At 64.9% G+C, this 13838-nt stretch carries 11 protein-coding genes; 9 read left to right on the top strand and 2 right to left on the bottom strand.

Annotated features, from left to right (window positions below):
- The first annotated feature begins 430 nt into the window (after positions 1–430).
- The 5 genes from lpxD to ACVOLV_RS20305 are packed head-to-tail and all read left to right on the top strand — an operon-like array spanning position 431 to position 4575.
- Positions 431–1453, top strand: coding sequence for a UDP-3-O-(3-hydroxymyristoyl)glucosamine N-acyltransferase (gene lpxD, locus ACVOLV_RS20325; protein ID WP_481536018.1), 1023 nt, complete (start codon positions 431–433; stop codon positions 1451–1453).
- Positions 1450–1908 (top strand): 3-hydroxyacyl-ACP dehydratase FabZ, encoded by a 459-nt coding sequence (gene fabZ / locus ACVOLV_RS20320; protein WP_481530873.1) that lies wholly within the window; start codon positions 1450–1452, stop codon positions 1906–1908. The genes lpxD and fabZ overlap by 4 nt, the downstream gene beginning before the upstream one ends.
- 17 nt (positions 1909–1925) lie before the next feature.
- The gene (gene lpxA / locus ACVOLV_RS20315; protein WP_481555936.1) at positions 1926–2717 is read left to right on the top strand and encodes an acyl-ACP--UDP-N-acetylglucosamine O-acyltransferase; all 792 of its coding nucleotides are present in this window, start codon (positions 1926–1928) and stop codon (positions 2715–2717) included.
- On the top strand, positions 2714–3922 hold the full coding sequence (lpxB, locus tag ACVOLV_RS20310) for a lipid-A-disaccharide synthase (protein WP_481555935.1): 1209 nt from the start codon (positions 2714–2716) through the stop codon (positions 3920–3922). Before lpxA ends, lpxB begins: the two co-directional genes overlap by 4 nt.
- A gap of 35 nt (positions 3923–3957) precedes the next feature.
- Positions 3958–4575, top strand: a complete 618-nt coding sequence (locus ACVOLV_RS20305; RefSeq protein WP_481555937.1) for a ribonuclease HII — start codon at positions 3958–3960, stop codon at positions 4573–4575.
- Between the two features lie 17 nt (positions 4576–4592).
- Here ACVOLV_RS20305 and ACVOLV_RS20300 read toward each other — a convergent pair whose 3' ends face one another.
- Complete coding sequence (locus tag ACVOLV_RS20300; RefSeq protein ID WP_481555934.1) at positions 4593–5048, bottom strand: hypothetical protein; 456 nt, start codon at positions 5046–5048, stop codon at positions 4593–4595.
- 47 nt (positions 5049–5095) lie between these two features.
- Positions 5096–7321, bottom strand: coding sequence for a winged helix-turn-helix domain-containing protein (locus ACVOLV_RS20295; protein WP_481555933.1), 2226 nt, complete (start codon positions 7319–7321; stop codon positions 5096–5098).
- Positions 7322–7468: 147 nt separating this feature from the next.
- On the opposite strand from ACVOLV_RS20295, the gene ACVOLV_RS20290 reads away from it, so the two are divergent.
- From ACVOLV_RS20290 to ACVOLV_RS20275, 4 genes are all read left to right on the top strand, one after another.
- Positions 7469–8116, top strand: coding sequence for a hypothetical protein (locus ACVOLV_RS20290; protein ID WP_481555932.1), 648 nt, complete (start codon positions 7469–7471; stop codon positions 8114–8116).
- Positions 8117–8329: 213 nt separating this feature from the next.
- Positions 8330–11920 carry a DNA polymerase III subunit alpha gene (gene dnaE, locus ACVOLV_RS20285; protein ID WP_481555931.1) on the top strand — a complete coding sequence of 1197 codons (3591 nt, stop codon included), beginning with the start codon at positions 8330–8332 and terminating at the stop codon, positions 11918–11920.
- 76 nt (positions 11921–11996) lie between these two features.
- Positions 11997–12956, top strand: a complete 960-nt coding sequence (locus ACVOLV_RS20280; protein WP_481555930.1) for an acetyl-CoA carboxylase carboxyltransferase subunit alpha — start codon at positions 11997–11999, stop codon at positions 12954–12956.
- A gap of 28 nt (positions 12957–12984) precedes the next feature.
- Positions 12985–13740, top strand: coding sequence for a tetratricopeptide repeat protein (locus tag ACVOLV_RS20275; RefSeq protein WP_481555929.1), 756 nt, complete (start codon positions 12985–12987; stop codon positions 13738–13740).
- The last annotated feature ends 98 nt before the right edge of the window (positions 13741–13838 follow it).

Raw genomic sequence — 13838 nt, 5'->3', positions numbered from 1 at the left:
CCACCCCGCTCAACACGCAACACGGCGCCGATATTGCGCGTCTGCAGTTCCCCTTGGGTGGCCAGTGCTCACGAACTGCCCCGCGGCCCCGGGGGCACGCCCGGGGTACCGACTGTCAGGCCACCGGCATGACAGTCGGGCGCGCTCCGGTTCACCCATTCCCCGCGCCTGTCGGCGCGCCCCTTTATCAAAGGGGGCTCTCCACCAGAATTACCGCATCAACCGGCCCCGGACGCGATTCACTCCCGGGGTTTGCTTTTACGGGGCACTCACATGCGCTCCGTGCAACGGGACCGTCCCGTCAAAGCCGCGCCGCTCCCTCGGAACATCTGCACTTTCGGGCGACCCGCCCACCCCGCTGCCCTTGCCCTGCAAGGGTGATAACGTCCGTTCGCATGACCGCCATCGGCGCACACGGTAAACTTGCTGCGTGAATACTCCTACCTATACCGCTCAGGAACTTGCCGACCGTTTCGGCCTGCAGGTGCACGGTGACCCGTCGGTTGCCATCCATGGTGTTGCCACCTTGGCCCATGCCGGCCCCGGGCAGCTGACCTTCCTGGCCAACCCGCGCTACCGGGCCCAATTGGCCGACAGCAAGGCGTCCATCGTGCTGCTGCGTGCCGACGACGCGGAAGCGGCGCCGGGTACCGCTTTGATCGCCAAGGATCCCTACACCACCTTCGCCAAGATCGGCGCACTGTTCGAGACAGTGCCGGTGCGCGAGCCCGGCATCCACCCCAGCGCGGTCATTGACCCCAGCGCAACGGTGGCGGCCAGCGCCCACATCGGCCCGCACGTCTGCATCGGCGCGCGCAGCGTGATCGGCGAGAGCTGCATCATCGGCGTCGGCAGCATCATCGGCGACGACTGCGTGGTTGAAGCCGGCACCGAACTGCTGGCCCGCGTCACCCTGGTTGCCCGGGTCAAGCTGGGCAAGCGTGTGCGCATCCATCCGGGCGCCGTGCTCGGCGCCGAAGGCTTCGGCCTGGCGATGGACAACGGCCACTGGATCAAGGTGCCGCAACTTGGCGGCGTGCGCATCGGCGACGATTGCGAGATCGGTGCCAATACCTGCATCGACCGCGGCGCACTGGAAGACACCACGCTGGACGAAGACGTACGCGTGGACAACCTGGTGCAGATCGCCCACAACGTACAGATCGGCGCGCACAGCGCCATCGCGGGTTCCACCGGCATTGCCGGCAGCGCCAAGATCGGCCGCTACTGCCTGCTCGGCGGCGCCGTCGGCGTCGTTGGCCACCTGGAAATCTGCGACCACGTCGTCATCACCGGCAAGTCGGTGGTACGCAACTCGATTACCGAACCGGGCGAATACTCGTCAGGTACCCCTTTGACCGACAACCGCACGTGGCGCAAAAACGCCGCGCGCTTCAAGCAGCTCGATTCGCTGGCACGGCGCATCCTGGCTGTGAGCAAGGAGAAAGAATGAACGCACCACTGCAGATGCCCATCGACGTCAACACCATCCAGACGTTGATCCCGCACCGCTACCCGTTCCTGCTGGTCGACAAGGTGGTCGAGCTGGATGTGGACGCCAAGCGCATCGTCGCGCACAAGAATGTCACCATCAACGAGCCCTACTTCCAGGGTCACTTCCCGGGCCAGCCGATCATGCCCGGCGTGTTGATCATCGAAGCACTGGCCCAGGCCGGTGGTGTACTGACCCAGCTCAGCCTGGGCCGCGACGCGCAGTCCAAGCTGTTCTATCTGGTCAAGGTCGACAACGTGCGCTTCATGAAGCAGGTGGTGCCGGGCGACGTGCTGGAACTGCATGTGCAGGTCAAGCGCATGATCCGCAACATGGCGGTCTACTACGGCGAAGCCAAGGTGGATGGTGAAGTGGTCGCACACGCCGAAGTGCTGTGCGCCGGCACCCGCGAATAACCTGCCTGGAGCATACGATGAGCGATAGCGCCCCCCTGATTCACCCGACCGCGGTCATCGATCCTTCGGCCAAGCTTGGCCAAGGCGTGCGCGTGGGTGCATTCACCCTGATCGGCGCCGACGTCGAGATCGGCGACGGCACCGAAGTGGGGCCGCATTGCAGCATCCATGGCCCCACCCGGATCGGTCGTGACAACCGTTTCATCGGCCATGTCGCCGTTGGCGGTGAGCCGCAGGACAAGAAGTTCGCCGGCGAACGCACCGAACTGGTGATCGGCGACCGCAATGTGTTCCGCGAGTTCGTCACCCTCAGCCGCGGCACTGCCGGCGGCGGTGGCGTGACCACCATCGGCAACGACAACTGGATGCTGGCCTACGTGCATGTCGCCCATGACTGCCACGTTGCCGACCACTGCGTGTTCTCCAACAACACCACGCTGGCCGGCCACGTTTCGGTCGGCAACTGGGTGATCATCAGCGGCTTTGCCGGTGCGCATCAGTTCTGCCGCATCGGCGACCATGCCTTCCTCGGCATGGGTGCACTGGTCACCGGCGATATCCCGCCGTTCACCATGGTCGGTATCGACGGCCATGGCCGTCCACGCGGCATCAACAGCGAAGGCCTGAAGCGTCGTGGCTTCGACGCCGAGCGCATCAGCGCGATCAAGCGTGCCTACCGCACCATCTACGTGGCTGGCGTGCCGTTGGCCGAAGCCAAGCTGGCGCTGGCCGAGCAGGCGCGCAGCAGCGATGACGTCAAGCAGATGCTGGACTTCATCGAGCACGGCGAGCGTCCGCTGCAACGATGAGCGCTGTAATCCAGGACTCCCGATTGGTGCTGGGCCGCAAGCCGCGCATCGCGCTGGTTGCCGGCGAGGCGTCGGGCGACCTGCTCGGCGCCGGCCTGATCAATGCCCTGCGTACACGTTACCCCGATGCCGAATTTGCCGGCATCGGCGGCGATGCGATGCGCCACGCCGGCTGCGAGACCTGGTTTGACGCCAGCGAGCTGGCACTGATGGGGCTGGCTGAGATCCTGCGCCACCTGCCGCGCCTGCTGAAGCTGCGCAAGGAATTCCGCCAGCGTGTGCTCGACTGGCAACCGGATGTATTCATCGGCATCGACGCACCGGATTTCAATCTGGGCGTGGAAAAGTGGCTCAAGCAGCGTGGCCTGCGCACCGTGCATTACGTCAGCCCCTCGGTCTGGGCCTGGCGCGAGAAGCGTGCCCAGAAAATCGGCGCCAGCGCCGACCTGGTGCTGTGTCTGTTCCCGATGGAACCGCCGATCTATGCCCGCCACGGCATTGACGCGCGCTTCGTCGGCCATCCGATGGCTGATGAGATCCCGTTGCACACTGATCGCACGGCAGCGCGGCAAGCACTGGGCATTCCCGGGCAGGCAAAGCTGCTCGCGGTACTGCCCGGCAGCCGTCTGGGCGAAGTGAGCCGGCTCGGCCCGCCGTTCTTCGCCGCCGCCTGGCAGCTGTGCGAGCAGGACCGCGGCCTGCATATCGTCGTGCCGGCGGCCAACGCCAAGTGCAAGGCGATGATTACCGAGCAGATCCGCAGCGCGGCGCTACCCAGCGCGCGCCTGCACCTGCTCGATGGCAAGGCACGCGAAGCCATGATCGCCGCCGACGTGGTGATGCTGGCCTCCGGCACTGCCACACTGGAAACCATGCTGGTCAAACGACCGATGGTGGTGGGCTACCGCGTGGCCGAACTCACCTATCGCATCGTCAAGGCGCTGGGCCTGATCAAGGTCAATCGCTTTGCCCTGCCCAACGTATTGGCCGGCAAGGACCTGGCGCCGGAGCTGATCCAGCACGAATGCACGCCAGACAATCTGGCCGCTGCAGTACGCAACTGGTTCGAACATCCCGATTGCGTCAGCGGTCTGCAGGACGACTACCAGCAGCTGCACCAGCAACTGCGGCAGGACGCCTCGGCACGCGCCGCCGACGCTGTCGCCGGGCTGCTGCAGACACCGCGCAAGCAAGGTCAGCCGTGACTGCAAGACGTAGCCCCAAGGCTGCGGATGTCTCGCTGTCCTTGTTTGACGACGCTGCTTTGCTTGCACAGCAGGCTCCGCGCCTGGTCGCTGGTGTCGACGAGGCCGGGCGCGGCCCGCTGGCCGGCCCGGTCGCAGTGGCGGCGGTTGTCTTCGATCCCGAACGCCCGCGCATCAACGGCCTGGACGACTCCAAGGCATTGACCGCACTGCGCCGCGACCAGCTCTACGAGCGCATCATCGAGCGCGCTCTGGCCTACAAGATCGTCATGGTCGACGTGACCGAGATCGACAGCCTCAACATCTTCCAGGCCACCATGCAGGGCATGCGCTTGGCGGTGGAAGGCGTGGCGCATGTGGCCCAGTTCGCCCGCATCGATGGCAACAAGATTCCCAAGGGCCTGCCCTGCCCGGCCGAAGCACTGGTTGGCGGCGATGCCATCGACCGCAGCATCATGGCCGCCTCGATCCTGGCCAAGGTCAGCCGCGACCGCTTCATGCTGGAGCTGCACCAACAGCATCCCGAGTACGGCTTCGACCAGCACAAAGGCTATGGCACGCCATTGCATATGGCCGCGCTGCGCACACACGGCCCCTGCCCGCAGCACCGGCGCAGCTTCGCCCCGGTGCGTGCAAGCCTGCGCGCATCCTGAGTCAGCCGCCACGCCCGTCAGCGCGGCATGATCTTGATCCCGGGATCGATATGGCTTGCGCCGATACGCACGTCGTACTTGATATCGCGCTCGGCGGTCACTTCTTTGGCAACGATCTCCACGCCCTGTCGCCGCCCCATGCGCTGGGAGCGGAAGTCCTTTGCCGCGCCACTCGTCGGCACGCGCTGAGTCGTTGCGTCAACCGGCGACTCGGCAAACGCCAACTCGAACGGATCCAGCACGTTCTCCGCCGTGCGCCACAGCACGATGGTTCCGCTGCGCACGACGCATTCCTCAGGGCTGACGATCGGTCCACTTGGCCCCACCGTCACATCCACATACACCATTTTGACGATGCGCACTGGCAAGGTATTCGTGCATTGCACAGGATCATTTGGCGCCGGAAGCGGCTGCGAGGCACAGACAGCGACACCGGCGGCAAGCCCAACAAACATCCACACGCTGTAGTTCATGACGAGCACTCCTCGATGGGGTCCGCCGCCACGGACAGAAATCGTGTTCAATCGCGGCGCACACCACTACCGACGAGCGCATAGCGCTGCAGTGACAGCAAGGCGTCGATGCGCTGCTGCGGTATGCCTTGTTTCAACGCGCTTTCAATGCAGCTATGCGCGCCCGGCTTATCGCCCAGCAGCGTCAATGTCTGCGCACACCACAGCGCGACCTCTGCCGCCTGCGTGCCCAGCGCGCGCGCCGCCTGCAGGTCCGCAAGTGCACGCGCGCGTTCACCCAGATTTGCCCGGTACCAGGACAGCAAAGCCAAGGCATAGGCGTCATCACGGCGCACGTCCACATACTGCTGCGCCAGATGCGCTGCCCGCAGATACGGGGCCTGCGCCTGCGCTGCGGTGGCCGGGGCAGCGGCCAAGGCATCTGCCAGATTGCCCCAGTGCAGATAATCCTCCGGCTCCAGCACGGTTGCCTGCTGGAACAGTTCCGCAGCCAATGCATACTCGCCGTGATCGAATTTCATCGTACCCAGATTGGTCAGTGCACCGGCATTGGGCTCGATCGACAAGGACATGTTGAACGCATGCCCGGCCTGCACGGTATCGCCCTGGGCAAGATACAAACCACCCAGACTGCCCCATAAACGGCTGTCTTCTGGCTGCAGTACGGTGGCGGTGACAAACGCTTCGATCGCCTTGGGCACTTCGCCGCGCAGCCAATGGTGATAGCCCAGCAATCGATAGATCTGCGCATCACTGGGGCGGGCCACGATTGCCTGCTGGAATGCCTGTAACGCCTTCGCCTCCTGCCCGAGTGCAGCATAGGTCCGTGCCAGCCCGACCAGACCATCGGCACGCAGCGCCGGATCGTCCATGACCTGCTGGTACAGCACCAGCGCCTGCTGGTTCTGGCCACTGACCCGGGCAATCTCGGCCATTGCCAGACTGACCTCGCGCAGGCCCGGGTCCATTGCCTGCGCCCGCGCGCAGGCCTCGCGTGCACGCGCGAACGCCTCCGCATCGCTGACGCCCTCCAGCCGCGCGATCTGGGCCCGGCAGATCCCGGCCTGCGCCCGCGCGAAATGCGGATCGATGCTCAAGGCCTGGGCGAAGGCCGCCATTGCCCGATCGTTGCCAGCTTCGCCTATCGGCCGTTGCAGCAGCGCCAATCCGCGCAGGTAGGCGTCGTAGGCATTCACATCCTTGGTCGGCGTAAGCCGCTGCGCGACACCGGCTGTCTTCCCGGGCAGGTGCCCGAGCAAGGCGTGCACCACACTGTTCGCTATCTCTCCCTGCAGTGCGAATACGTCGTTGATCTCGCGATCATAGGTCTCCGCCCACAGGGTAAAGCCGGTGGCGGTATCAGACAGCCGTGCACTGATCCTTACCCGACCGCCCTCACGGCGCACGCTTGCATCCAGCAGCGTCGCCACACCCAGGCGGCGCCCGATCCGGCGTACATCGTCGCCTTCCGCATCGCCCCCACGCGCCGTGGTCAACTGCCTGGCAGCCACTTTCAAACCGGGCACATTGGTCAAGGCGTCGTGCATCTCCACTGCCAGGCCATCGGCAAAGTAGCGGTCGGACGCATCGTCGCTGAGGCTGCTGAATGGCATCACTGCAATCGATGCTGCCGTCGCAACCGGACCTCTGCTCCACCACCACACGCCTGCAGCCAACAGCAGCAGGAGCAATACGCCGCTGCCAATCAACAAGGGCTGCGAACGCAGCCATCCAGGCAATGCCACCCTCGGCGCTGCCCGCCCCCACTGGGAGAATCGCGCTCGCAAGGGCGGCAGCGGCTGCACCGCTGAACCGGGTTCAGCCGTGACATCATCGACGGGCTCGACGACAGCAATCGGTGGCTCCACCAATGCTGACTCGGCGACCGCTGGCACCGCCCCGGTCTCCAGCGCAGGTGCTTCCGGCGGCAACAGCTTGCCAATGAAGCGATACCCCAAGCCGTGCTGGGTCTGGATGTAGCGCGGCTCATGTGAATGGTCATCCAGCGCAGAGCGCAACTGGGCAATGGCGCGGGTCAGCACGCCCGGCGTCACATGCCGATGGCCCCAGACAGCATCGAGCAACTGGTCGCGCACCAGCAATTCATCTGCGTGCCGCAGCAGCAGCAACAGCACTGCAAATGCCTTGGGCTCCAGCGATTGGAACTGGCCGTCGCGGCTGAGCGTATGCGCCACCGTGTCCACCACGATGCCGTCAAAACGGTAGCGATGCAGCAACGGGCCAGTGTCACCTGGGTCTTCAACCGCACCCATGGGCAAACCCTCATGAAAACCTCAGAAACCAGCGCAATGACTGTCTGAAGGCTCCGCCTGCCATCATGACCAATGCTACGCCCAAGCGGATGCTGGCGCTGTGTCCCCGCCTTCACGGACGCACCCCTTCCCCGCAGGAGCAGCACCATGTACGCCATCCCCGACCCCCGCCTTCCCCTGCCGCAGGTGTTGGACCGTTTCCCGCCCGACATCCCGCAGCGCCGCAACCACGTCAGCGACTATCTGTTGGTTCCGCGTGAAGTCGAGTACTTCAACGGCTTCCTGGCACTGCTGGGTCGCGCCCAGCCACCGCTGCAGACAGATCAGCTGGCCACCGCCGCCCGCAACCTGAACGACCTGGCTACAGACGGCACCCCCTCACCCTGCATCCAACAGCGGATGCAACACGCCCAGTTGCTGGAGCAGTTGCTGCAGGACCGCGACTGGGAGCCCAGCGCCGATGTCACCCGCGAGCTGAAGCTGGTGGTTGCCTACCTGCACGCCAGCCGGCAGCTGATCCCGGACACCGTCCCGGGTGTCGGCCACCTGGATCTGGCGATCGTGATCGACACCGCTTGGCCGAAGCTGGCCGCTGAAGTCGCCAACTTCGTGGACTACCAGCGCCTGCGCCACGTCGAGGCCGGCCGCCAAGGCAGGGACGACAGGGAAATCGCCTTCAACCGCAGCAGCTGGCTGGAACTGCGTGAGATCGAAGCGCGCCTGCACGAGCACCAGCGCAGGGTGCGTGAAGGCAGCTACGCACCTGAATCGTTTACCTACTTCCGCGTCCACTGACAGCGGCTATAACCGGGCCCCAGCCACCACCACGCTGCGCATGCTGGGGCCACGTGGGCAGGGCGCTGGCGGCATTGCCGCCCGCTGCGCCGCCGCCCTGCTACTGTGCGTGCACGGGCCGGACGCCCGGGCCGGCGGGCGCGGCAAGGCATGTCAAGCCTTGCCCCACCCCGCCCCCGTCGCTACCCTGCATCGGCATAACTCTGGCCCCGCATGTCTACTTCTTCCCGTTTCGTCCATCTCCACGTCCACACCGAATTCTCGATGGTGGATTCCACCATCCGCGTGCCCGCCAAACCGGATCAGGCTGATCCGAAGAAGGCCAAGCAAGCCAACCTGCTCAGTCGCTCGGTCGAGATGAAAGCGCCGGCACTGGCGGTCACCGACCTGAACAACATGTTCGCGCTGGTGAAGTTCTACAAGGCCGCCGAAGGCGTCGGCGTCAAGCCCATCGCCGGCGCCGATCTGCTGATCACCGAGGACGGCCAGGACCCCTGGCGCATGACCTTGCTGTGCCGCGACCGCGAGGGCTACCTGAGCCTGTCGCGCCTGCTGACCCGTGCGTGGATGGAAGGCCATCGCAACGAAGGCGGCGTCGCCGTGCATCCGCAGTGGCTGAAGGACGGCTGCAAGAACCTGTTTGCGCTGGCCGGCCGCCATAGCCTGGCCGGCCGCCTGGCCAGCGAAGGCCGCCATGATCTGGCCGAGCAGCAACTCGCCGACTGGCAGCGCGTGTTCGGCGATGGCCTGCACCTGGAGCTGACCCGCACCGGTCGCGATGGCGAGGAGCCCTTCAACCAGTTCGCGCTGATGGCCGCCGGCCAGCGTGGCCTGCCGGTGGTGGCGAGCAACGATGTGCGCTTCCTGTCGCCCAATGATTTCGATGCACACGAAGCGCGCGTCTGCATTTCCACCGGTCGCGTGCTGGACGACCCCAAGCGTCCGCGCGAGTACAGCCGCGAGCAGTACCTGAAGACGCCGGAGGAAATGTGCGAGCTGTTCGCCGACATCCCCGACGCGATCGACAACACCCTGGCATTGGCCGAACGCTGCAACGTCGAGATGCGTCTGGGCACCTACTTCCTGCCCAACTACCCGGTGCCGGACGACCAGACCCTGGACAGCTGGATCCAGAAGATCTCGCGCGACGGCCTGGAAGAACGCCTGCAGGTGCATCCAATTGCCGCCGGCATGACCCGCGAGGACTACGACGCGCGGCTGGAGTTCGAGCTCAATACCATCATCAAGATGGGCTTCCCCGGCTACTTCCTGATCGTGGCCGACTTCATCCAGTGGGGTAAGAACCAGGGTATTCCGATTGGTCCGGGCCGTGGTTCCGGTGCCGGTTCGCTGGTGGCCTGGGCGCTGAAGATCACCGATCTGGATCCGCTGCCCTACAACCTGCTGTTCGAGCGCTTCCTGAACCCGGAACGCGTGTCGATGCCCGACTTCGACATCGACTTCTGCATGGATCGCCGCGACGAGGTGATCGACTACGTCGCACGCAAATATGGCCGCGAGCGCGTCAGTCAGATCATCACCTACGGCACCATGGCGGCCAAGGCGGTGGTGCGTGATACCGGCCGTGTGCTCGGCTTCCCCTACGGTCTGGTCGACGGCGTTTCCAAGCTGATTCCCAACATCCTCGGCATCCACCTGAAGGATGCGCTGGGCAAGGGCAAGGAAGGCGCGAATTCGGAGATGGCCTCGGCCGAGCTGATCCAGCGCTACGAGTCCGAAGACGACGTCCGCGACCTGATCGACCTGGCCCTGCAGCTGGAAGACCTGACCCGCAATGCCGGCAAGCACGCCGGTGGCGTGGTGATCGGGCCGGAACCGCTGAGCGAGTTCTGCCCGCTGTACGCCGAACATGACGATGGCGGCATCGGCAAGAACCCGGTCACCCAGTTCGACAAGAACGACGTTGAAGAAGTCGGCCTGGTGAAGTTCGACTTCCTCGGCCTGCGCACGCTGACCATCATTGATTGGGCGGTGAAAGCGATCAACCGACGCCATGAGCGCGCCGGTATTCCACCGATCGATATCGCCTACATCCCGCTGGATGATGCGCCGACCTACAAGGACATCTTCGCCAACGGCAATACCGGTGCGGTGTTCCAGTTCGAATCCTCGGGCATGCGCCGCCTGCTGAAGGACGCGCGCCCCGACCGTTTCGAAGACCTGATCGCCCTGGTATCGCTGTACCGCCCGGGCCCGATGGACCTGATTCCTTCCTTCAACGCGCGTAAGCACGGCCAGGAAGAAATCATCTATCCCGATCCGCGCACCGAAGCCATCCTGAAAGACACCTACGGCATCATGGTGTATCAGGAGCAGGTGATGCAGATGGCGCAGATCGTCGGCAATTACTCGCTGGGTGGCGCCGATCTATTGCGTCGTGCAATGGGCAAGAAGGTGCCGGCGGAAATGGCCAAGCACCGCGAAATCTTCCGCGAAGGTGCGGCTGCCGGTGGCGTCGATGGCCCCAAGGCCGACGAAATCTTCGACTTGATGGAGAAGTTCGCCGGCTACGGTTTCAACAAGTCGCATGCTGCCGCATACGCATTGGTCAGCTACCAGACCGCCTGGCTCAAGCGTCACTACCCGGCCGAATTCATGGCCGCGACGCTGTCCTCGGACATGGACAACACCGACAAGGTGGTCGGATTCCTGGCTGAGGTGAAGAACCTTGGCCTGACCGTGCTGCCGCCGCGCGTCAACGACTCGGCCTATATGTTCGAGGCGGCCAACGCCGACACCATCCGTTACGGACTGGGTGCGATCAAGGGCGTCGGCCAAGGTGCGTGCGAAGCGGTAGTCGAACAACGCGAACGCGGCGGCGAATATGTCTCGCTGCTGGATTTCTGCGTGCGCGTGGAATCGGGCAAGCTCAACCGCCGCACGCTGGAAGCAATGATCAACTGCGGTGCCTTCGACGGCATCGGCAAGAACCGCGCGACGCTGGCGCTGCAGCTGCCGGAGGTGATCAAGGCCACCGAGCAGATGGCGCGCGAGAAGGCCTCCGGGCAGAACTCCCTATTCGGCGCGCCGGACCCGGTCAGCACCGCCAGCCAGCTCGACCTGCCCGAGAGCAAGGAATGGCCGCTGGCGCAGCTGCTCAACGGCGAACGCGAAACGCTGGGCTTCTTCCTCAGTGGTCATCCGTTCGATCCGTATGCCGATGACGTCAAGGAGCTGGTCGGCACCGACCTTGGCGGCCTGGACAAACTGATCGCCCCCGCCTTCCCCTCCAAGGACGGCGAGAAGCGCGCCTGGCGTCAGGAATCCCCGGTGATCCTGGCCGGCATGGTCATTGGCGTGCGCCGCAAGGGTGACAGTCAGGTCTTCGTGACACTGGAAGACGGCAAGGGCCGGGTCGAATGCAGCGCGTTCTCCGATGGCCTGGCCGAGTTCGGCCACCTGATGACCAAGGACCGTATCCTGGTAGTCAAGGGCGGCCTGCGCGAGGATGAGTTCAACGGCGGCTATGCCCTGCGCCTGCGCCAGTGCTGGGACTACGAACAGCTCTGCGCCGACCACGCGCTGCGCCTGTCGATGCGCGTGGATGGCCGCGGCGGCCCGATCTGGCAACGGATCGACGCCCTGCTGGCCGCCAACCGCCCTGGCCGTACCCCGTTGCGGCTGGACCTGCTGCTCAACGGCAAGCCCGGCAGCATTGCCGGCATGCTCGACCTCGGCAGCAGTGGCTCGGTACGGGTCACGCCCAAGCTGCTGGACGCCCTGCGTGAGGATCCGGCCGTACGCCGGGTCAAGGTCAAATACAGCCCGCCCTGGGCCAATTGATTGTCCGGACGGACGCGTACGGGTTGATACGGCGCGTTCGGCTACACTTCCCCCCTTTCATTGCTGACGGTTTCCGATGAATCCGAACTACCTCGATTTCGAGCAACCCATCGCCGATCTGGAATCCAAGATCAAGGACCTGCGCAATGCCAGCGCTGGCCCGGCGGTCAATGTCGATGCTGAGGTCAAGGCGCTTGAAGACAAGCTGCGCCTGCGTACTGCCCAGATCTTCCGCAACCTGTCCTCGTGGCAGGTGCTGCAGGTGGCCCGCCACCCGTCACGCCCCTACCCCTTGGACTACATCCGCATCTTCTGCGACGAGTTCCAGGAACTGGCAGGCGACCGCGCCTTTGCCGACGACAAGGCCATTGTTGGCGGCCTGGCCCGTATCGGCGGCCGCTCGGTGATGCTGATCGGCCACCAGAAAGGCCGTGACACCAAGGAAAAGATCAAGCGCAACTTCGGCATGCCCAAGCCCGAGGGTTACCGCAAGGCGCTGCGCCTGATGAAGATGGCCGAGCGCTTCGGCCTGCCGGTGCTGACCCTGATCGACACCGCTGGCGCTTGGCCGGGCATCGACGCCGAAGAGCGCGGCCAGTCCGAAGCCATCGCCCGCAACCTGATGGAAATGGCTGAGCTGAAGGTACCGGTGATCTGCACCGTGATCGGTGAAGGCGGCTCCGGCGGCGCTTTGGCGCTGGGCGTGGGCGACCGCACCCTGATGCTGGAGTACAGCGTCTATTCGACCATTACCCCGGAAGGCTGCGCCTCGATCCTGTGGAAGGACGCCGGCAAGGCCAAGGACGCCGCCGAGCAGTTGGGCATGACCGCCCCGCGCCTGAAGAGCCTGGGCCTGATCGACAAGATGGTCCGCGAGCCGATCGGCGGCGCACACCGCAACCCGACCCAGATGGGCAAGCGCCTGAAAGCCGTGCTGCTCAATGAGCTGGACGCGCTGGACAAGCTGTCGGTCGAAGAGCTGCTGGAACGTCGCTACAAGCGCCTGCGCAGTTACGGCGTCTACGAGGCGGCGTAATCAAGCCAGTACAGCCAAGGACACACGGATGAGTCCGATCATTCTGCTTTCGTTGATCCTGCAGGTCGCCTGCTGCGTGCACGTCGTGCGCAGCGGGCGGCCGCTGTACTGGATCTTCATCCTGCTGTTCTTCTCGTACCTGGCGGTGCTGATCTACGTGATCGCCGAAGTACTGCCCGGGCTGCGCAACAACCCGACCGCGCGCCGCGGCCTGCGCCAGGTCCGCGACCAGCTCGATCCGCAGCGCTCCAAGCGTCAGGCCGACCAGCGCCTGCGTGCTTCCGATACGGCCGACAACCGCAGGCGTCTGGCCCAGGAACACCTGGACCGTGGCGAGTACACCGAAGCAGCAGCGCTGTACGAGGGTGCGCTGCGCGGTCTGCACCGCGAAGATCCGGACCTGATGCTGGGCCTGGCCAAGGCCCAGTACGGCCTGCAGCAGCCAGCAAAGGCGCGCGAAACGCTGGAAGCGCTGATCGCGGCCAACCCCAACTTCCGCTCGCATGACGGCCACCTGCTGTATGCGCGCACGGTGGAAGACAGCGCTGACATCCCTGCCGCCCTGCACGAGTACGAAGCCATGATCGGCGGCTACCCGGGCGAGGAAGCGCGGCTGCGCTATGCCTTGCTGCTCAAGCGCGCCGGGCGCGACGACGATGCGGCCAAACAACTGCAGAACATCATCGACCGTGCCGAGACTTCGCCGCGCTACTACCAGCAGGCACAGCGCACCTGGATCGACGCCGCGCGCAAGGAACTGCGGCAGCTGACGCCGGCAGGCTGAGTTCGCCTGTTTCTTTTGTGGGAGCGGCGTCAGCCGCGAAGCTCACAATACCCAAACTATTGGCACCTCTATCATCTGATGCTGTACTGGCTTCGCGG

This window comes from Stenotrophomonas sp. STEN023 (assembly GCF_056760135.1).
The sequence above is the reverse complement of the archived record's forward strand: the minus strand, read 5'-3'. Positions and strand labels throughout refer to the sequence as shown.